Source organism: Pectinatus haikarae (assembly GCF_015732185.1).
GTDB classification, from domain to species: Bacteria; Bacillota; Negativicutes; order Selenomonadales; family Selenomonadaceae; genus Pectinatus; species Pectinatus haikarae.
Genome location: NZ_WIQM01000015.1, coordinates 73848 through 93737, shown reverse-complemented (window position 1 = coordinate 93737; position 19890 = coordinate 73848). Strand labels below are relative to the sequence as shown.

Here is a 19890-nt window from a genome sequence, read left to right as displayed (position 1 = left end):
AATATGAATATGTTGAAATACGATGGAATTATTTTTGACTTGGACGGGACATTGCTGGATACACTGGAAGATTTATCAAATAGTGTAAACGAAGCATTAGGTATGTATGGCTATAAAAGATATGCGAAAGAAGATTATAAATTAAAAATTGGCGGCGGATTCAGAGATTTGCTGGAACGCAGTTTACCGACAGATACTCCGGCAGAAATGATTGATAGAATTTTAAGCAGTTTTTTGGCAGTATACGATAAAAATTATAGAAAAAATACAAAACCTTATAATGGTATCGGGCAAACATTGATAAAACTCAGAGATGCAGGAATGTCACTGGCGGTTAATTCCAATAAACGAGATGATTACACCAAAATATTACTGAGTGATAAACTGTCAATGATTTCATTTATTGCCATATACGGGGAAAGAACAAATATTCCTAAAAAACCAGATCCCGCAGCTGCAGAGATAATAATAAAAACAATGAATATTCCCAAAAGCAAAATTATATATGTCGGAGATTCAAAAACAGATATATTAACAGCCAAGAATGCAGGAATAGAAAGTATTGGTGTTACCTGGGGATTCAGAGACAGAAAGGAACTTGAAAAGTATGGGGCAGTGTATATAGCGGACAGACCAGAAGATATTTTAAATATAGTGGGTACCGATATAATAAATTGATTCTAAATAGGAGGACAGTATGCAGAGAATAATAAATGACCCTGATAATATAGTGGATGAAATGCTGGAGGGATTTTTAAAGGCACATGCCGATATTGTGGAAGCGACTGCCAATCCTCGCGTGATAAAAGCCAGGAACATCCCGGGAGCCAAGGTTGGGATAATAACCGGCGGCGGCAGCGGACACAAACCTGCCTTTATCGGCTATGTGGGCAAAAATATGTGCGATGCCGCAGCTGTCGGCGAAATATTTTCCTCCCCTACAGCCGCCGCTTTTCTTGACGCGGCCAAAGTCGCCGATCAGAAAAAGGGCGTGGCCTGTCTCTACGGGAATTACTCCGGTGATAATATGAACGTCAAAATGGCTGTTGCTATGGCAAAAAAAGAAGGAATTGCCATAAAGACCGTAATTGCCAATGATGATGTGGCATCAGCTCCGGCAGACCAGCGGGAGAAACGCCGCGGTGTGGCCGGAGAGATTTTTATGTGGAAGGTCGGTGCTGCCAAAGCGGCACAGGGTGCTTCGCTTGACGAGGTAATAGCCGCAGCGCAAAAAGCCGTGGATTCTACCCGAAGTGTCGGTATAGGCCTGTCTCCATGCACACTGCCGGCTGCCGACCATCCTAACTTTGCAATAAAACCTTCAACGATGGAGATCGGTATAGGACATCACGGAGAGCCCGGCATGAAAGTAGAACCTCTTGGTTCAGCCGAAGATATTGCCAAAATAATGGTCAATATAGTGCTTCCAGATTATCCTTTCAAAGAAGGTGATCAGACTGCCGTGCTTGTTTCCGGACTGGGTGCGACCCCGGTAATGGAGCTTTATGTACTGTACAATGAAATTGAAAAACTGCTTCAGCAAAAAGGAATAAAAATCTATAAAAACTATGTCGGCAACTATTTCACATCCCTGGAAATGAAAGGAGCGACCTTTACAATGATGAAGCTCGACGACGAACTAAAGGAGCTCATCGATATGCCTGCCTGCAGTATGGGGCTTAAAGAGGGCGTCTGCTCATGACAGCATTTGATAATAAAAAAGGCCGTTCTATCCTGCAGGCAATGGTGCGGAGCATACAACAGAACAAAACACATCTAAGCGATATTGACGGACTGATCGGTGACGGCGACCACGGTATAAACATGAACAAAGGATTTTCTCTGTTTGAGAAGGAATATAAAGACAAAGAACTCAGTTTCAATGAAGGACTCGAAAAACTGGGAACAACCCTAATGAATAAAATCGGCGGTTCTATGGGGTCGATATACGGCACATTGTTTATCGGAATGGGTGAAGCTGGCAGCCGGCTGACCAAGATAAGCCTGGCGGATCTCACAGCGATGATCGAAAAAGGATACAGCAAACTCAGTGAAATAATCGAAGCCCGCCCCGGCGATAAAACCCTTATTGATACGCTCGCTCCGGCACTTGAAAGCCTCAAAAAAAGCACCGAGAAAAAGGAAGACTTTAAGACAGCCCTGATAAAAATGAAAGCTGCGGCAAAAGCCGGCAGCGATTCCACCAGAGAGCTTAAGGCCAGATACGGCAGAGCCAGCCGACTGGGCGAGCGCAGCATCGGCGTGCCCGATGCTGGTTCGGTATCCTGCCGGCTGCTGCTGGCAGCTATGGGTGATGCCATTGTTGAGCTGCTGGAATAAAAACAATAGAAAGACTAGTTCCAAGATTTAAATTTTTGCAGATTCTCTATCAGTTTTTCGTCGTGAAAGTTTAAGTTATTATTTATACCTGTTCCAAGTTTAATGGATGGTTTTATTTTTTCACCATGAAAGTCGCTGCCTCCAGTAATAAGAAGGTCATATTTGTGGGCGAAAGCCAGATATTTTTCTATGTCGTTTTTTGAATGTTCGCTATGATAACATTCTATGCCGGCAAGTCCTGTATTTTTTAAATGGACAATCAATGCTTCGATTTCTTTATCTGATTTTTTCTGTAATGCAGGATGTGCAAGGACCGGAATGCCAGACATGGTTTCTATCATTTTTATTGCCTCTTCGGCAGTTGGGCGGGGACGTTTTATTTTGCGGAATTCCTCGGTATCAAGATATCGTTCGAAGGCTTCACTGACCGTAGAAATATAACCTTGTTCGATCATTGCCCGGGCAAAATGCGGTCTTGCAAATATACCGCCGGGAGCATATTTTTCAATGTCTGCCCAAGTCAGATAAATATTTTTATCCGCCAAATAATCAAATATCATTTTGGCTCTTTTTCTGCGCATTTGTTTGTTGGCAGCACAAATATCCTGCGTAGCAGAGCTCTTATAATTGATATTATAGCCTAATATGTGAACATTTTTTCCTTGGGCGTTTATTTCAATCCCGGGGATGAAACGTATGCGGGACTCCTTAGCTGACAATTCTCCCTGCCAGAGGCTGTCTACAGTATCATGATCCGTTATGGCAAGAACAGTAATGCCGGTTTTTTTCGCTAGTTTTATGAGCTGAACAGGAGAGTATTGTCCGTCCGATGCTGCGGTATGACAGTGCAAATCCATCATAATATTAAAACCTCACAATAAAAAGATAATAATATTGTAACGAAAAATAATGATCTAGACAAGTGAAAACAGGAGTTTGCAAATCAAGCTGCAAACTCTTGCTGTGATACTGTTGTGTAATAAGCAAAGGTGGGTCAGCTGCAATCGCCGTCCTCGTCACAGAAAATAACTTTTTCACCGCTGAGAATTTTATTCGTTGTGCGTACTGCACACATTTTGCCGCACATGGAACAGGTATGTTTTTGTGCGAGCGGCACGCTTTCATAATAGCGTTTGGCTTTTTCAGGATCTATAGCTTCTTTGAACATAGCGTCCCAATCTAGTTTTTGACGGGCATCCGCCATACGATTGTCCTGATCTCTGGCACCGGGAAGTTTATTGGCAATGTCGGCAGCGTGCGCAGCAATTTTAGCGGCTATAATGCCGTCACGAACATCAGTCAGATCCGGCAGGCGCAGATGTTCGGCCGGAGTGACATAGCATAAAAAATTTGCACCGTTTGAAGCGGCGATGGCACCGCCGATTGCAGAGGTTATATGATCATAGCCGGGGGCTATATCAGTGACTAATGGGCCCAGTACATAGAAAGGTGCATTATGGCAAAGTCTTTTCTGAAGCTTCATATTGGCGGCGATTTCATCTATGGCCATATGTCCGGGGCCTTCGACCAGCACTTGAACACCGGCTTTCCAAGCACGGTCGGTGAGATAACCAATCTCTATAAGTTCACCGATCTGCCCCGCATCGGTGGAATCGTCAAGACAGCCGGGACGCAATGAATCTCCTATAGAAATAACGGCGTCATGCTCATGGAGTATTTCTAAAACATCATCATAATGTTCAAAAAATGGATTTTCGTTGCCTGTCATTTCCATCCAGGCGAACAGAAGCGAACCGCCGCGGGAAACGATATTCATGCGGCGTCCTGATCTCTTGAAGCCTTCTATTGCGCGGCGATTGATACCGGCATGGATAGTCATGAAGTCAACGCCTTCTTTTGCATGTGCTTCCACCACGCGGAGAAAGTCGTCAGCGGTCATTTTCAGCAGATCCTTCTCCAGATAGCCTATGGCATCATACATGGGAACTGTTCCTATCATAGCAGGTGAATATTCGATAAGTTTTTCGCGAAATTCATGTGTCTTTCCGTAATTGGAGAGATCCATGATAGATTCGGCCCCCATTTTGACGGCCATTTTTACTTTATTCATTTCTAAATCATAATTTTTAGCATCACCTGATATACCCAGATTTACGTTGATTTTTGTTTTTAATCCATCACCGATGCCTTCAGCTGAAAGTGACTGATGGTGGATATTAGCGGGAATAGTAATAACTCCGTTGGCAAGACGCTCTCTGATCCATTCTGCCGAACGGTTTTCTTTTTCTGCAGCCAGTTTGACCTGATCCGTTAAGATACCCTGTTTTGCTGCTTCTATCTGTGTTTTGTAATGCATGTAGTCCTCTTTTCTGCCTTTTGCGGCTTCATATTACAGATAATTTATCCAAATAAAAAAGTCTGCCTTCATAAGAGAAAGCAGACGGTAGATGACAATGTCAGCTTCCCTACGATGGTATTAACCAACAGGTTCAAAGGGTTGGGCAAAATTGCCCTCTCAGCATAAAGCACCCCTGCTGCGTTCAGTCTAGCAAAATAAACAATTAGTGTCAAGGTTCTATCAGTAACTGCTGAATAGATTTTGCAGAATAAATAAAAAGTCGGCGCAAAACTTGCACCGACTTTTTATTTATTCTGCTGTGAAAGGCAATAAAGCAATATTACGGGCACGTTTGATCGCTAAAGTTACCTGACGTTGATGATGTGCACAGTTACCAGAGATACGGCGCGGTAAAATCTTGCCGCGTTCGGTAATGAAACGACGTAATTTAGCAACGTCTTTATAATCAATTGCTTCTACTTTATCTGCGCAGAAACTGCAAACTTTTCTCTTTGGTCTTCTACCTCTATCACGTTTAACCAATGGTATATACCTCCTAATTAAAATGGAATCTCTTCGTCAGGGGGCAGTTCCGAACCGAATGAGGAAGCCGGACTAGATGCGGCAGGCTGCTGGCTTGGTGCTCCGGAATAGTCATTGTCGGAATGAGCCGGGCGTGTACCCATAAATTCTATATCGTTAGCCACTATTTCAGTCACATAACGCTTGGAACCGTCCTGAGCGTCATAATTACGTACCTGCAAATAGCCGTCCACTAGAATTTGGCTGCCTTTAACCAGATTATTACCGCATATTTCCGCTAATTTCTGCCATGCGATGATGGAGAAAAAATCAGCTGTATTCTGCTGATCACGGGAAAATCTTTTGTTTACAGCCAGACGGAACGAAGCTACAGCTTTCCCTGTCTGAGTATAACGAACCTCAGGATCAGTAGCAAGTCGTCCTGCCAGGATGACTTTATTCATATGCGTTTCCCCCCTAAACGAATCATTTTTCGTCTAATCTAACAATCATGTGCTTTAAGATTTCATCAGTAATTTTCATTACACGATCAATTTCATCAGCACAAGCAGATTCAGCACTGATATGAAGCAGACAATAAAAACCGTCCATACTGCCTTTTATTTCATAGGCAAGACGTTTTTTGCCCCAGCGATCTTCTTTATCGATGGTGCCACCGTTGTCAGTGATAAGTTTAGAAAACTTTTCAATTACGGTATTGGTCTGTTCTTCTTCCATTGGTCTTACAATGAATATGACTTCGTACTTTCTCACGAAATCACCTCCCTCTCTGGACTATCGGCCCCAAAACAGGGGCAGGGGATTCAAAAATAAATTTTGAAACCAGTCTAATAAATTATTAACTTTATAAGTATAGCATGGTTGATAAGCTATTACAACAATCAGATCGAGAAAACTTATACTGAGTTATGTTTTTTTGATCCTCTGGCTAATGAACAAAAAATCCCTGCTGTGCAGGTGAGAGATAAGACTATAAAAATTTTCTGCATACCTTCAAGCAAGGCTGGAAGATACGCTGCGGCGACAATATCGTTGGTGTACACAGTCAGCAGCAATGATACGACAGCCATACTGGCCGCCTGCCCAAACATTCGCATGGCAGCTAAAATTGATGAAGCTACACCGTACAGACTGGGGGAAACTGCACCCATGATAGCATTGTTGTTTGGCGAAGAAAAAAGGGCAAAACCTATTCCTATTACAAGTAAGATCAGACCGATATGATAAAATGAAGTTTCATATGTCAAAAACGAAAGTGAAAAAAGGCCGGCAGCGGTCAATGTCATACCGCAGGAAGCAACCAGACGCGGTTCGAATTTATCAGACAGAGCACCGGCAAATGGTGATAATACAGACATCATTATTGGCTGTAAAAGCAGCAGCATGCCTGCGCTGAATGGATTGAGCCCGCGAATAACCTGCAGGTACAGAGACAGAACAAAGGAAATGCCGAATGTTGCGCTGTAGTGGATGAACGCAGCAATATTTGACATGGTGAAGATAGTGTTTTTAAACAAAGAGAGATTAAAAAGTGGAAAAGGTGTATATTTTTGTCTGACTATGAGAATTATTCCTAAGATAAAACCTGAAAGACACAGCCATTTCATGGACGGGTGTCCTGAATAGTTGGAAATTCCGTATAGTATTAAGGAAGAAAATAAAAAATAAAGTACAGAACTGATGATGTCCAGCTTTTCACACTGATTGCCGTACCACTCCTGGCGGACAGTTTGCATTATGCAAATGCTGGCCAAGATGCCAAATGAAGTGAAGATAAATACGGTACGCCAACCCCAAAACTCAGTAAGGGCGCCACCGAGTACCGGCCCCAGAGAAAGTCCGAGATATACGCAGGCCGCAGAATAACCTATTACCTGCCCGCGCTTTTGTGCCGGGTGGCTGGCTATCAGCATAGCCATGCCTGTAGAGAAATTCATGGACATACATACACCTTGAATAAACCGCAGTATGAGCAATATTTTAAGACTGGGAGAAAAAATACACAAAAATGTACTGACCGCTACACCAAAACAACCATATTGGTATATTTTGCGGCGGCCTTTTATATCGGCAATTTTGCCGAAAGGAAGTAAAAAAGAAACAGCGCCTAATAAAAACAAAGTTAAAACCCCTGTAAGCTCTGCAGCGTTCAAGCCGTATTCCTGAGCCATGGAGGGAATGGCAACATTTACAGAGCTGGCCATAAAAGGACCGAAAAAAGAGGTTAACAATACAGAGATAAAAACTTTCTTTTCATCCATTACATTATCCGTCCTATCCCATGTGATCTTTCAAACTATAGAAAATATATTACACTCATTATAATATGGTTTTATTCATAACCCAACAAAATATTTTTAAATAAATTGAAAAATCTGAGACAGCCAACAAGAAATATTTGACTTTATAAATTGAGCGTGCTAAAATTGAAAACATAAACATAAGAAGCGTCAGTTATTGATCAATTTTAGCGGACAGCAAGCTGATTAGAAAACTAAAAGCTTGGAGGGGTGTGAGCGTATCCTTCCAGGCTTTTTTTAGATTATTTAGCTTTACTTGAAGACTATTGGCATATGCGGGCGCTGGGAAAATAAATCATTATTATATGCACTATAACAATATAAATGGAGGTTATTAAAATGGCTAAAGTATATGACAGTATCACACAACTTATAGGGGGAACGCCCCTTTTAAGGGCAAACAATTACATAAAGAGTCACGGCTTAAAGGCTGATATACTCACTAAATTAGAGTATTTTAACCCGGCCGGCAGCACAAAGGATCGTATTGCAAAATCAATGATTGAAGATGCCGAAGAACATGGCATATTGAAGAAGGATTCTGTTATTATTGAACCTACCAGCGGAAATACAGGAATAGGATTGGCTGCTATTGCTGCCGCACACGGTTATAAAATAATAATAACAATGCCGGAAACGATGAGCGTGGAGCGTCGCAATTTGTTGAAAGCTTATGGTGCAGAAATTGTACTGACTGATGGCAAGGCTGGCATGAAGGGCGCTATCGCAAAAGCTGAAGAATTAGCAAAAAAAACTCCCAATGCGTTCATCCCGTCTCAGTTCACTAATCCCGCTAACCCAAAAGCTCATTACCAGACTACTGGTCCGGAAATTTGGGATGATACAGAAGGCAAGGTGGATATTTTTATTGCCGGAGTTGGTACGGGCGGCACTCTTTCGGGCACGGGCAAGTATTTGAAGGAAAAAAATCCTTCAGTAAAAGTTTATGCGGTTGAACCGCAGACATCGCCCGTACTGAGTGAAGGAAAAGCCGGCCCGCATAAAATCCAGGGAATAGGCGCCGGGTTTGTGCCTGATACCCTTGATACAGATATTTATGACGGTATTATAACTGTTTCCAATGAAGATGCATTTAAATACGGCCGTGAATTTTCTCAGTCAGAGGGGGTTTTGGTAGGAATTTCTTCGGGGGCTGCTTTTGCCGCTGCTGTAGAACTGGCTGCAAAACCTGAAAATGCAGGCAAAACGATAGTTGCTGTTCTTCCTGATACGGGCGAAAGATATTTGTCTACAGCCTTATTCAGCGAATGATAAATAGATATAGCTGCAGATGATAAAAACCCGCAGGGCACTTTTAAAGTGCCCTGCGGGTTTTTTAGGAAAAAATAATTTCTATTATCGCGAATTTACTGTCATAAAATGAAATTTTATTGCAAATTACCTGACCTTCCTTTATAATAAAGACAGATTTGCGATATCTATGCCGAAAGGATATGTTCATTATGGATGCTATTATGAGTATTGCTGCAATGTCAGTTGGCATAAGTCAGGAACGGACACAGGACAGTGTGGGAGTGGCAGTTCTTGGCAAGGTTTTTGATGATATGAATTCATCTGCTGAAATGATTACTGAAATGTCTGCCGGCTCGGATCCAAACCTTGGTGTTAATGTGGACCTTAGTGTTTGATTATACGGCTTTGCCGTAAATTTATATAAGCTTATTTTGTTCTATTTTGCACAGCTAGACATTACGGCGATGGAGAACGAACGGGCTTGAAATGTAAGGAGATTTTACAGATGGATTATCAAGACAAGACTTTGGTATGCAAAGACTGCGGCAAAGAATTTACTTTTACCGCAGGGGAACAGGAATTTTATGCGGAAAAAGGCTTTGCAAACGAACCGGGGCGTTGCCATGATTGCCGCGACTCAAAAAAACACAGCCGCGACGGACAGTCGGCGCCGCGTAAAATGTATGAAGTGGTTTGTGCGAAATGCGGCAAGGAGACACAAGTTCCGTTTGAGCCAAAATCTGATCGCCCGGTATACTGCCGTGATTGCTTTAATACTTTTCGTAAATAAGACTGTGTGGCAATAATGAACGGTTACGTGTATGGATAGTCGGCAAAGGAGCATGGGAATGAGCCGTGCTCCTTTTTACGTAGTGAAGCAATAACGCCGCAAGTAAGACTGTAAATTAAAGTATGGGGGATTCAATATGAAAAAAATATTATTCTTATGCATGACGGCTTTGATGAGCGTGGCAATGCTCACCGCTGGCTGTGGTGATAATGCAGCAGACAGGGACTCTTCTTCTAGCTCCAGCACTGCGAAAACATTAAAAATAGGTTCCAGTGCTGATTTTGCTCCTTTTGAATTTCAAGGCGCAGACAGCAATGAATATCAGGGATTCGATATGGATCTCATAAGAGCCATAGGCAAAGAAATGGGCACTGATGTAGAAATAAACAATATCGCTTTTGATGGACTGATACCAGCGCTTCAAAGCGGCAACATAGATATTGCCATTTCAGGGATGTCGATAACTGATGAACGCAAACAGCAAGTGGGATTCTCTGATCCTTATTATGATTCAGGGTTGACGATAGCAGTAAAGGCCGATAATAATGATATCAATTCTTTTGCGGATCTTAAAGGAAAGAAGATTGCTGTACAGATAGGTACTACTGGGGCTGAAGAAGCAAAAAAAATTCCTGACGCACAGGTGAAGGAAATGAACAGTTCAGCGGATACCTTTCTTGAGCTGAAAGCTGGTAATGTCGATGCAGTGGTTAATGACAAGCCTGTCAATGATTATTATATGGTGAAAAACAGCGATAATACGGTAAAACGTGTTGGTGAAAAACTTACTTCTGAAAGCTATGGAATAGCAGTTAAAAAAGATAATACTAAACTTGTGGGAGAGCTCAATGCTGCTCTTAAAAAGCTCAAAGAAAACGGCGAATATAATAAAATTTATAAAAAATGGTTCGGTACTGAACCGACAGATAACAAATAATCGGCAGTGCTGAAAAAATGTATAGGATGTTGACCAGATGAGTTTTAATTTGGATTTAGTTATTAAATCGTTCCCGCTTTTATTGGCTGGCGCGCTGATTACTATAAAGATAACGCTGATCAGTGTGACAATAGGCATTTTTATAGGGTTGTTTGTTGGTATAGCACGCATTGTGAACATAAGGGCTGTAAAATTGTTCGCGGCCGTTTATGTTGATTTTATCCGCGGAACACCTCTGCTAGTACAGATCTTTATAATTTATTTTGCTATGCCTATTGTCCTTGGTATAAAAATCGACCCGCTGATAGCGGCAATCACTGCCTGCAGTATAAACAGCGGTGCTTATGTAGCAGAAATATTTCGCGCAGGGATACAGGCAGTTGATGAAGGACAAATGGAAGCGGGCAGATCGCTTGGATTGACCTGGCCGCAAACTATGCGTTATATCATCATACCGCAGGCTTTCAAAAGTGTTATTCCACCGCTGGGCAATGAGTTTATTGCTTTGCTGAAGGATTCGTCGCTTGTTTCTGTCATAGGCTTTGAAGAACTTACCCGCCGCGGGCAGCTTATAATAGCCAGAACATATGGTTCTTTGGAGATATGGCTTAGCGTAGCCTTTCTGTACCTTATAATGACAGTTACTATATCTCGCTTGGTAGCTTATCTGGAGCGGAGGTTTGATACAAAATATGATAGACGTTAAGAATCTGCGCAAATCATTTGGATCTGCCGAGGTTTTGAAAGGAATAGATCTCAGTATAGAGAAAAGTCAAGTGGTAGTGATAATAGGACCGTCAGGCTCAGGAAAGAGCACTCTGCTGCGGTGCATGAACTATTTGGAAGTACCTACTCAAGGGCAGATATTGATTAATGGAACGGATCTGCAAAAGGCTGACATCAATAAAGTTAGATCTGAAATTGGCATGGTTTTTCAGCGGTTTAATTTATTTCCACATATGACGGTTTTGCAAAATATTCTGCTTGCCCCTATGAAGGTGAGGAATATTGACAGAAAAACTGCAGAGCAGGATGCGCTGGTACTTCTGGAGAGAGTAGGACTGGAAAATAAAGCCGATGCTTATCCGACACAGCTGTCTGGCGGGCAGCAGCAACGTGTTGCAATAGCCAGAGCGCTGGCTATGCGTCCTAAGGTTATGCTGTTTGACGAACCTACATCAGCGCTCGATCCGGAAATGGTCGGAGAAGTTTTGGATGTTATGCGGAATTTGGCAAAAGAAGGGATGACGATGGTTATCGTCACTCATGAGATGGGATTTGCCAGAGAAGTAGGCACAAGGCTGCTGTTTGTTGATGACGGTAAAATAATAGAACAGGGCGAGCCCCGGGTTGTCTTTGAAACACCGAAGGAAGAGAGAACAAGGCTGTTTCTTTCGAAAGTGCTATAAAAAAACTGCCGCAGATATACAGTGTCCCTATAAGCTGGATTTTCGATCTGAACTTATGGGAAACTCAATACATTTGCGGCAGTTTTTTATCTGAAAAGCAATTTTTTTGTTGTTCGAAAAATATAAATGACACACCAGGAGGCGTGTAGTAAAAAATACTTATAAACAAAGTGTTGACATAGGTTTTTGAGCATGGTAATATATATGAGTGTCTAAGACTGCGGTAATGTTACAGGAGTGATATTAATGCTGGAAGAACTGAAAAATGCAAAACGAGTTATTGGAATAAAACAAGTAACAAAGGCTGTCAATAACGGTTTGGCACAGTATGTTTTTTTAGCTATTGACGCAGATGACAGAATCCTTAAACCACTTAGGACTTTATGTGAAACAAAAAGAATTGAAGTGGTGACGGGAGCTACGATGGCAGAACTTGGCAAGGCCTGCTCAATTGAAGTCGGCGCTGCAGCAGCAGCTATAATAAACAAGTAATTGCCGATATGCCCATTAAGGGTTTTATCTTTTAGGAAGGAGGTGCATGTATGCCTACAATTAATCAGCTGATCAGAAAAAGCAGACAGAGCATGCAGGAAAAATCTACGGCTCCGGCACTTAAAAACTGCCCGCAGAAACGTGGCGTTTGCACCAGGGTTTATACTACTACCCCGAAAAAGCCTAACTCCGCATTGCGTAAAGTTGCCCGTGTCCGTTTAACCAATAGTATTGAAGTTACGGCTTATATCCCTGGAATTGGGCACAATCTTCAGGAACATAGTGTTGTTTTGATACGCGGCGGCCGTGTAAAAGATTTACCGGGTGTTCGTTATCACATTATACGTGGTTCACTTGATACCGCAGGGGTTCAAGATCGCGCACAGGGAAGAAGCAAATATGGCGCGAAGCGCGGTAAGAAAAAATAATTTTTAAAATGTTTAATGATAAGGAGGGACATAGATGCCGAGAAAAGGTCCTGTACCTAAGCGTGATGTGTTGCCGGATCCAGTTTATAAATCCAAAAAGGTGACAAAATTCATCAATAAGATAATGCTTTCAGGAAAGAAAAGTGTCGCAGAACAAGTAGTATATGACGCATTTGATCGCATTAAAGATAAAACGGGAAAAGATCCGTTAGAAGTTTTTGAAACAGCATTGAATAATGTAATGCCGGTTCTTGAAGTTCGTGCACGCCGTGTCGGCGGTGCTAACTATCAGGTACCTATTGAAGTTCGCCCAGATCGTCGTATGACGCTTGGAATTCGCTGGCTGGTAAATTATGCTCGTTTGCGTGGCGAAACGACAATGAATGAAAGATTGTCGGGAGAACTCATGGATGCAGCTAACAATACTGGTGCTGCTATCAAGAAAAAAGAAGATACTCATAAAATGGCGGAAGCTAATAAAGCATTCGCTCATTATCGTTGGTAATTTATAGAACAAGGAGCGATGTAAGTGGCCAGAGAGTTTTCACTTGAAAAAACTCGCAACATCGGTATTATTGCCCATATTGATGCCGGAAAAACCACTACGACCGAGCGTATACTTTTTTACACCGGTATTGTTCATAAGATTGGGGAAGTTCATGATGGCGCAGCTACCATGGACTGGATGGCTCAGGAACAGGAAAGAGGCATAACAATTACCTCAGCTGCTACTACCTGCCATTGGAAGGATCATCGTATCAACATTATAGATACACCCGGTCACGTGGACTTTACAGTGGAAGTTGAACGTTCATTAAAGGTGCTTGATGGTGCAGTAACAGTTCTTTCAGGAAAGAGCGGTGTTGAACCGCAGTCTGAAACTGTTTGGCGCCAGGCAGAACGCTACAATGTACCTCGTATGGTTTATGTCAATAAAATGGATATCGTTGGTGCTGATTTTTACAATGTTATTCAGATGATGGTTGATCGTCTGCATGCCAATCCTGTTCCTATCCAGATTCCTATCGGAGCAGAAGAGGACTTTCGCGGTATGGTCGATCTTATAAAGATGGAAGCCATTCTTTATGAAGATAAAGAAGGCAGACTGGAAACATTCGGTCCTATACCTGATGAAGTTAAGGAAAAGGCTGAAGAGTACCGTCAGAAAATGCTTGATGTTATAGCTGAAACTGATGATGAGCTGATGATGAAGTATCTTGAAGGTGAAGACCTTACCGAAGATGAAATCAAAAGAGCAATCAGAAAGGCTACCGTTGAATGTAAAATCTGTCCGGTAGTTTGCGGTTCTTCTTACAAAAATAAAGGCATTCAACCAATGCTTGATGCTGTTATCGCTTTCATGCCTGCACCTATGGATATCCCAGCTATAAAGGGAACAGATCCTGATACTGGAGAAGAAGGCGTACGTGAAGCAAGTGATGATGAACCCTTCTCAGCACTTGCATTCAAAATCATGGCTGATCCGTTTGTCGGTAAACTCGCATTTTTCCGTGTGTACTCTGGTACGCTGTCTGCGGGATCCTATGTGTATAATTCGACAAAAGATAAAAAAGAACGTATTGGACGTATTTTACAGATGCATGCGAATCATCGCAAGGAACTTGATGTCGTATACAGTGGAGATATTGCTGCTGCAGTTGGCCTTAAAGACACGACAACGGGCGATACACTCTGCGATGAAAAGAAGCCGATTGTTCTTGAATCTATGGAATTCCCGGATCCTGTTATTTCAGTCGCTGTAGAACCTAAAACAAAGGCTGATCAGGAAAAGATGGGTATAGCTCTTCAAAAATTGGCTGAAGAAGATCCTACTTTCCGTGTGGCAACTGATCAGGAAACAGGACAAACGATTATTTCCGGAATGGGTGAACTTCATTTGGAAATAATTGTAGACCGTATGCTTCGTGAATTTAAAGTAGAATGTACTGTCGGTAAGCCACAGGTTGCTTATCGCGAAACTATAAAGAAAAACGTCAAAGCTGAAGGCAAGTTTATCCGTCAGTCAGGTGGTAAAGGTCAATATGGTCATTGCTGGCTTGAACTTATACCTCAGGAACCGGGTGCTGGATTCTCTTTTGAAAGCAAAATTGTGGGAGGATCTATTCCTAAAGAATATATCAACCCAATTGAAAATGGCGTGAAAGAAGCTATGGGAAACGGTGTAGTAGCCGGTTATCCTATGGTTGATATCAAAGCCGTTGTGTATGACGGTTCTTATCATGAAGTCGATTCATCGGAAATGGCATTTAAGATTGCCGGCTCCATGGCATTCAAGAGCGGTGCCCAAAAGGCTGATCCAGTGCTTTTAGAACCATATGTAAAAGTCGAAGTTACCGTCCCTGAAGATTATATGGGTGACGTAATCGGCGATTTGAATTCTCGCCGCGGACGTATTGAAGGGATGGAACCTCGTAATGGCGTACAAGTCATTAACGGTATGGTGCCTCTTTCTGAAATGTTTGGTTATGCTACGGATTTGCGCTCAAGAACACAGGGTCGTGGGAACTATTCAATGGAAGTATCTCATTATGAAGAAGTTCCTAGAAATATATCAGATACAGTTGTTTCAAAAAACAAAGGTGAATAAGGGAGGAATTACTCACAATGGCTAAACAAAAGTTTGAAAGAACTAAACCACATGTTAATATTGGTACTATCGGTCATGTTGACCATGGTAAAACAACTCTTACAGCTGCTATCACAAAGGTTCTCTCTACAAAAGGGCTTGCTCAATTTGAAGATTACAGCATGATTGACAAAGCTCCGGAAGAACGTGAACGCGGTATTACAATTAATACTGCACATGTTGAATATGAAACTGAAAAAAGACATTATGCACATGTTGACTGCCCGGGCCATGCTGATTATGTAAAAAACATGATCACTGGTGCAGCACAGATGGATGGTGCTATTTTAGTTGTAAGCGCGGCTGACGGCCCTATGCCTCAGACTCGTGAACATATCCTGCTTGCTCGTCAGGTTGGTGTTCCTGCAATGGTCGTATTTCTTAATAAATCAGATCAGGTTGATGATCCTGAGCTTTTGGAACTCGTTGAAATGGAAGTTCGTGAACTCCTTTCTTCATACGATTTTCCTGGCGATGACATTCCTGTTATTACCGGTTCTGCATTGAAAGCACTCGAAGGCGATCCCGAAGCAGAAAAAAAGATTTTCGAACTCATGGATGCTGTAGATGATTATATCCCTACACCTGTTCGTGATACCGATAAACCTTTCCTGATGCCTGTCGAAGATGTATTCACCATTACAGGCCGTGGCACAGTTGCTACTGGTCGTGTTGAACGTGGTGAAATCAAACTTAATGATGTAATTGAAATTATTGGTCTTTCTGATGAAAGAAAATCGACAACTGTAACCGGTATAGAAATGTTCCGCAAGAGCATGGACAATGCTGTTGCCGGTGATAACATCGGTGCGCTTCTGCGCGGTGTTGATCGTACTGAGATCGAACGTGGTCAGGTTCTTGCTAAACCTGGTTCAATTCATCCGCATACTAAATTCAAAGCTCAGGTATATGTATTGACTAAAGATGAAGGCGGCAGGCATACTCCGTTCTTCTCAAACTACCGTCCTCAGTTTTACTTCCGTACAACTGATGTTACCGGTGTTGTCAAATTACCTGAAGGAACAGAAATGGTAATGCCTGGCGATAATATCGAAATGGATATTGAACTTATAACCCCGATCGCTATCGAAAAAGGTTTGCGTTTTGCTATTCGTGAAGGCGGCCATACAGTTGGTGCCGGCCGTGTAATTGAAATTGATAAGTAATTTTAGAAAATATAAAATTTATATAAGGGCGGCGAAACGCCGCCCTTATATAAGGCTTTTTTTTGTCCAATGCGATGATGTGTTAGATTGCTCGTTTTGTTGGACGAGGTAACTAACACAGAGAAATGTCTGGATCAGAGAATCCGGGCGATAAGGAGGAATTATTTTGTCTAAACAACAGAAAATACGTATTCGTTTGAAGGCTTATGATCACAAAGCACTTGATCAGAGTGCTGTTAAAATAGTTGAAACAGCTAAAAGAACCGGTGCTATGGTTTCCGGTCCGATTCCCTTGCCTACCGAAAAAAATATCTATACAATTTTGAGATCTCCACATGTAAATAAAGATTCTCGTGAACAGTTTGAAATGAGAACACATAAACGTCTTATTGATATTTTAGAACCTACATCTAAGACAGTTGATGCTTTAATGCGTTTGGATTTACCGGCTGGCGTGGATATCGAAATTAAATTGTAATAGGAGGTGGCAAAATTGGCAAAAGCAATTTTAGGTAAAAAACTCGGCATGACTCAGATTTTTACCGAAGAAGGCGGAGTAATACCCGTTACAGTGGTTGAATCCGGTAAAAACGTCGTGCTTCAAAATAGAACAGTAGAAAATGACGGTTACAATGCAGTGCAAATCGGTTTTGGTGAAATAAAAGAAAAAAAAGTAACTAAACCTATGCGCGGTCATTTTTCAAAAGCTGGAACGGTTCCAGTGAAAGTTATTCGTGAGATACGACTGGCTGATGCGTCGGAATATAATGTCGGTGATGCAATCGGTGTTGATATATTTGCTGAAGGCGATCTGGTGGATGTTATTGGTACATCTAAGGGTAAAGGTTTTGCCGGCGGCATCAAGCGTCATAACTTTGCTTGCGGTCCGATGAAACATGGGTCTAAATCTCATCGTGAACCGGGTTCGACAGGCGCTATGATCAGTGGTCATGGCGGAAGAGTTTTGAAAGGTAAAAAATTGCCGGGACGCATGGGGGCAGATCAAGTTACCATTCAACGTTTAAGTGTTGTGCGTGTTGATAAGGATCGTAATCTTTTACTCGTAAAGGGTGCTATCCCTGGCGCAACAAACAGCTTTGTAATGATAAAAGAAACTGTTAAACCAAATAAAAAATAATCGGAAGGAGGATAAAGAGGTAATATGCCTACAGTAGAAGTATTTAATATGACCGGACAAAAGGTCGGTGACGTTCAGCTTGCTGAAAATGTATTCGGTGTTGAAATAAATGAAGGACTGGTACATCAAGCTGTTGTTATGCAGCTTGCATCACAGCGTTTGGGAACACACGCTACTAAAACAAGAGGTTTTGTACGCGGCGGCGGTCGCAAGCCTTGGCGTCAAAAAGGTACGGGACGTGCAAGAAGCGGCAGCACACGCTCTCCTATTTGGGTCGGCGGTGGTACTATTTTTGGACCGCATCCCCGTTCCTATGCATTTTCTATGCCGCGTAAACAGCGCCGTTTAGCAATTAAATGCGCACTTACAGATAAAGTTAACAGCAACGATTTCGTCGTGCTGGAAAATCTTGACTTTGCCGTACCTAAAACAAAAGATGTTGTAAAATTGCTCAATGATTTCAGCGTAGATAATAAGGCACTTTTCATAACTGCTGATTTTGCTGAAAATGTGGAAAAATCTTCCCGTAATATCCCGGGTGTAAAGGCAATAAATTCTAATGGATTGAATGTTTATGATATCTTGAATCATAATAAGCTTTTCATAACGAAAGATGCTGTTACCCGTATTGAGGAGGTATTGGCATAATGGAAGCAAGAGATATTCTTATTAAACCGCTTGTGACTGAAAGATCCACAGATTTAATGGCTCAGGGAAAATATGTGTTTAAAGTTGACAAGAGAGCTAATAAAATTGAAATCGGTAAAGCGGTAGAAGAAATTTTCAAAGTAAAAGTAGCGGATGTAAATACTATAAATGTTACCGGTAAAATGAAACGCATGGGCCGTAATATCGGCAAGCGTTCCGATTATAAAAAAGCTATCGTTAAGCTCGCTGCCGGAGAAACTATTGAATTCTTCGAAGCGTAACTTGAGGAAAAGGAGGTAAATGAAGTGGCAATAAAAAAATTCAAACCATATTCCCCGGGACGAAGATTTATGACAGTATCTTCTTTTGAGGAAATAACAACAGATAAACCTGAAAAATCTTTGGTAGAAGAATTAAAAAAGACAGGCGGTCGTAACATGCATGGCCGGTTGACTGTAAGACATCAGGGCGGCGGACACAAACGTCTTTATCGTATAATTGATTTCAAACGCAATAAGGACACAGTTCCGGCTCGGGTAGCAACTATTGAATATGATCCTAACCGCAGTGCACGCATTGCGTTGCTCAATTATGCTGATGGTGAAAAACGGTATATTCTGGCACCAAATGGATTAAAGGTCGGCGATACAGTTGTATCTGGTCCTGATGCAGATATTAAACCCGGGAATGCACTTCCTATAGTTAATATTCCTGTCGGTTTAATGATCCATAACATTGAATTAAAAATTGGTAAAGGCGGACAACTTGTTCGTTCAGCAGGAACCGCAGCTCAACTTATGGCAAAAGAAGGCAGTTATGCACTTTTGCGCATGCCTTCGGGTGAAATCCGCAAGGTACACGTTAATTGCCGTGCGACTATTGGTCAGATAGGCAATCTTGAACATGAAAATATCTCCATCGGTAAGGCAGGTCGTTCACGCTGGCTTGGTATTCGTCCGGCTAACCGTGGTGTAGCTATGAACCCGAATGATCATCCACATGGCGGCGGGGAAGGCAGAAGTCCTGTCGGACGCAAGCATCCTGTTACCAAGTGGGGTAAATGCGCAATGGGCGCTAAGACACGCCGTAAAAAACCGTCAGATAAATTTATTGTTAAACGTCGCGTAAGTAAGCGCGAAAAATAATAAATTGCAGCAGTAAATATATTGCTGCGCAGCTGGCTGAAAGGAGGATGTATCTTGTCAAGATCGATTAAAAAAGGACCTTATGTCCATCAGAGCGTTGTGAAAAAAATTGATGCGATGAATGCAGCCAACGAAAAAAAAGTTATAAAGACATGGTCAAGAAGCTCGACTATTCTGCCTGCATTTGTGGGTCATACAATTGCTGTACATGACGGACGCAAACATGTGCCTGTATATATAACTGAAGATATGGTCGGACATAAGCTGGGCGAATTTGCACCTACACGTACTTTCAAAGGTCATTCCGGCGAAGAACGCAAAACCGCTTTAAAATAATTGCCGAAAGGAGGAACT

At 42.1% G+C, this 19890-nt stretch carries 26 protein-coding genes and 1 riboswitch; of the genes, 20 read left to right on the top strand and 6 right to left on the bottom strand.

The features are described from left to right. Positions 1–3 precede the first annotated feature (3 nt). Genes I6758_RS09830 through dhaL form a run of 3 tightly spaced genes read left to right on the top strand, consistent with a single transcriptional unit; the run spans position 4 to position 2340 of the window. On the top strand, positions 4–678 hold the full coding sequence (locus tag I6758_RS09830) for an HAD family hydrolase (RefSeq protein ID WP_231038619.1): 675 nt from the start codon (positions 4–6) through the stop codon (positions 676–678). A 19-nt stretch (positions 679–697) separates the two neighbouring features. Then, positions 698–1702, top strand: coding sequence for a dihydroxyacetone kinase subunit DhaK (locus I6758_RS09825; protein WP_196605088.1), 1005 nt, complete (start codon positions 698–700; stop codon positions 1700–1702). Beyond that, the gene (gene dhaL / locus I6758_RS09820) at positions 1699–2340 is read left to right on the top strand and encodes a dihydroxyacetone kinase subunit DhaL (protein WP_196605087.1); all 642 of its coding nucleotides are present in this window, start codon (positions 1699–1701) and stop codon (positions 2338–2340) included. The genes I6758_RS09825 and dhaL overlap by 4 nt, the downstream gene beginning before the upstream one ends. 14 nt (positions 2341–2354) lie before the next feature. Here the strand turns inward: dhaL and I6758_RS09815 are convergent, their stop codons facing one another. From I6758_RS09815 to I6758_RS09790, 6 genes are all read right to left on the bottom strand, one after another. Continuing rightward, positions 2355–3200: a PHP domain-containing protein gene (locus I6758_RS09815; RefSeq protein WP_196605086.1), complete on the bottom strand. Its 846-nt coding sequence runs from the start codon at positions 3198–3200 to the stop codon at positions 2355–2357. Between the two features lie 134 nt (positions 3201–3334). Beyond that, positions 3335–4657: a phosphomethylpyrimidine synthase ThiC gene (gene thiC / locus I6758_RS09810; protein ID WP_196605085.1), complete on the bottom strand. Its 1323-nt coding sequence runs from the start codon at positions 4655–4657 to the stop codon at positions 3335–3337. A gap of 88 nt (positions 4658–4745) precedes the next feature. Then, a riboswitch (TPP riboswitch) is annotated at positions 4746–4844 on the bottom strand. 104 nt (positions 4845–4948) lie between these two features. Beyond that, complete coding sequence (rpsR, locus tag I6758_RS09805) at positions 4949–5182, bottom strand: 30S ribosomal protein S18 (protein ID WP_196605084.1); 234 nt, start codon at positions 5180–5182, stop codon at positions 4949–4951. A gap of 17 nt (positions 5183–5199) precedes the next feature. After that, positions 5200–5625 (bottom strand): single-stranded DNA-binding protein, encoded by a 426-nt coding sequence (locus I6758_RS09800; RefSeq protein WP_196605083.1) that lies wholly within the window; start codon positions 5623–5625, stop codon positions 5200–5202. Positions 5626–5647: 22 nt separating this feature from the next. After that, a complete protein-coding gene (rpsF, locus tag I6758_RS09795) occupies positions 5648–5935 on the bottom strand; it encodes a 30S ribosomal protein S6 (protein WP_196605082.1) in 288 nt (95 codons plus the stop codon). Between the two features lie 143 nt (positions 5936–6078). After that, complete coding sequence (locus tag I6758_RS09790) at positions 6079–7443, bottom strand: MFS transporter (protein WP_196605081.1); 1365 nt, start codon at positions 7441–7443, stop codon at positions 6079–6081. Positions 7444–7821: 378 nt separating this feature from the next. On the opposite strand from I6758_RS09790, the gene cysK reads away from it, so the two are divergent. The 17 genes from cysK (at position 7822) to rpsS (ending at position 19872) form a co-directional block, all read left to right on the top strand. Further along, the gene (gene cysK, locus I6758_RS09785; protein ID WP_196605080.1) at positions 7822–8754 is read left to right on the top strand and encodes a cysteine synthase A; all 933 of its coding nucleotides are present in this window, start codon (positions 7822–7824) and stop codon (positions 8752–8754) included. Between the two features lie 191 nt (positions 8755–8945). Beyond that, a complete protein-coding gene (locus tag I6758_RS09780; protein WP_196605079.1) occupies positions 8946–9131 on the top strand; it encodes a YjfB family protein in 186 nt (61 codons plus the stop codon). A 110-nt stretch (positions 9132–9241) separates the two neighbouring features. Further along, positions 9242–9526, top strand: coding sequence for a zinc-ribbon domain containing protein (locus I6758_RS09775; RefSeq protein WP_196605078.1), 285 nt, complete (start codon positions 9242–9244; stop codon positions 9524–9526). Positions 9527–9662: 136 nt separating this feature from the next. Continuing rightward, positions 9663–10463, top strand: coding sequence for a basic amino acid ABC transporter substrate-binding protein (locus I6758_RS09770; protein WP_196605077.1), 801 nt, complete (start codon positions 9663–9665; stop codon positions 10461–10463). A 37-nt stretch (positions 10464–10500) separates the two neighbouring features. After that, positions 10501–11169, top strand: coding sequence for an amino acid ABC transporter permease (locus I6758_RS09765; RefSeq protein WP_196605076.1), 669 nt, complete (start codon positions 10501–10503; stop codon positions 11167–11169). After that, the gene (locus I6758_RS09760; RefSeq protein WP_196605075.1) at positions 11156–11872 is read left to right on the top strand and encodes an amino acid ABC transporter ATP-binding protein; all 717 of its coding nucleotides are present in this window, start codon (positions 11156–11158) and stop codon (positions 11870–11872) included. Before I6758_RS09765 ends, I6758_RS09760 begins: the two co-directional genes overlap by 14 nt. A gap of 246 nt (positions 11873–12118) precedes the next feature. Continuing rightward, a complete protein-coding gene (locus I6758_RS09755) occupies positions 12119–12364 on the top strand; it encodes a L7Ae/L30e/S12e/Gadd45 family ribosomal protein (protein WP_196605074.1) in 246 nt (81 codons plus the stop codon). 50 nt (positions 12365–12414) lie between these two features. Next, positions 12415–12792 (top strand): 30S ribosomal protein S12, encoded by a 378-nt coding sequence (gene rpsL, locus I6758_RS09750; RefSeq protein ID WP_132548344.1) that lies wholly within the window; start codon positions 12415–12417, stop codon positions 12790–12792. Between the two features lie 34 nt (positions 12793–12826). After that, complete coding sequence (gene rpsG / locus I6758_RS09745) at positions 12827–13297, top strand: 30S ribosomal protein S7 (protein ID WP_196605073.1); 471 nt, start codon at positions 12827–12829, stop codon at positions 13295–13297. A 24-nt stretch (positions 13298–13321) separates the two neighbouring features. Continuing rightward, on the top strand, positions 13322–15400 hold the full coding sequence (gene fusA, locus I6758_RS09740) for an elongation factor G (protein ID WP_196605072.1): 2079 nt from the start codon (positions 13322–13324) through the stop codon (positions 15398–15400). Positions 15401–15417: 17 nt separating this feature from the next. After that, complete coding sequence (tuf, locus tag I6758_RS09735) at positions 15418–16605, top strand: elongation factor Tu (RefSeq protein ID WP_196605071.1); 1188 nt, start codon at positions 15418–15420, stop codon at positions 16603–16605. Positions 16606–16771: 166 nt separating this feature from the next. Beyond that, the gene (rpsJ, locus tag I6758_RS09730; RefSeq protein ID WP_132548336.1) at positions 16772–17083 is read left to right on the top strand and encodes a 30S ribosomal protein S10; all 312 of its coding nucleotides are present in this window, start codon (positions 16772–16774) and stop codon (positions 17081–17083) included. Positions 17084–17098: 15 nt separating this feature from the next. After that, positions 17099–17743, top strand: coding sequence for a 50S ribosomal protein L3 (gene rplC / locus I6758_RS09725; protein WP_196605070.1), 645 nt, complete (start codon positions 17099–17101; stop codon positions 17741–17743). 24 nt (positions 17744–17767) lie between these two features. After that, positions 17768–18391: a 50S ribosomal protein L4 gene (rplD, locus tag I6758_RS09720; RefSeq protein ID WP_196605069.1), complete on the top strand. Its 624-nt coding sequence runs from the start codon at positions 17768–17770 to the stop codon at positions 18389–18391. Further along, the gene (rplW, locus tag I6758_RS09715) at positions 18391–18672 is read left to right on the top strand and encodes a 50S ribosomal protein L23 (RefSeq protein ID WP_196605068.1); all 282 of its coding nucleotides are present in this window, start codon (positions 18391–18393) and stop codon (positions 18670–18672) included. Before rplD ends, rplW begins: the two co-directional genes overlap by 1 nt. Positions 18673–18696: 24 nt before the next feature. Beyond that, positions 18697–19536 (top strand): 50S ribosomal protein L2, encoded by an 840-nt coding sequence (rplB, locus tag I6758_RS09710; RefSeq protein WP_196605067.1) that lies wholly within the window; start codon positions 18697–18699, stop codon positions 19534–19536. A 54-nt stretch (positions 19537–19590) separates the two neighbouring features. Continuing rightward, the gene (gene rpsS / locus I6758_RS09705) at positions 19591–19872 is read left to right on the top strand and encodes a 30S ribosomal protein S19 (RefSeq protein WP_196605066.1); all 282 of its coding nucleotides are present in this window, start codon (positions 19591–19593) and stop codon (positions 19870–19872) included. Positions 19873–19890 lie beyond the last annotated feature (18 nt).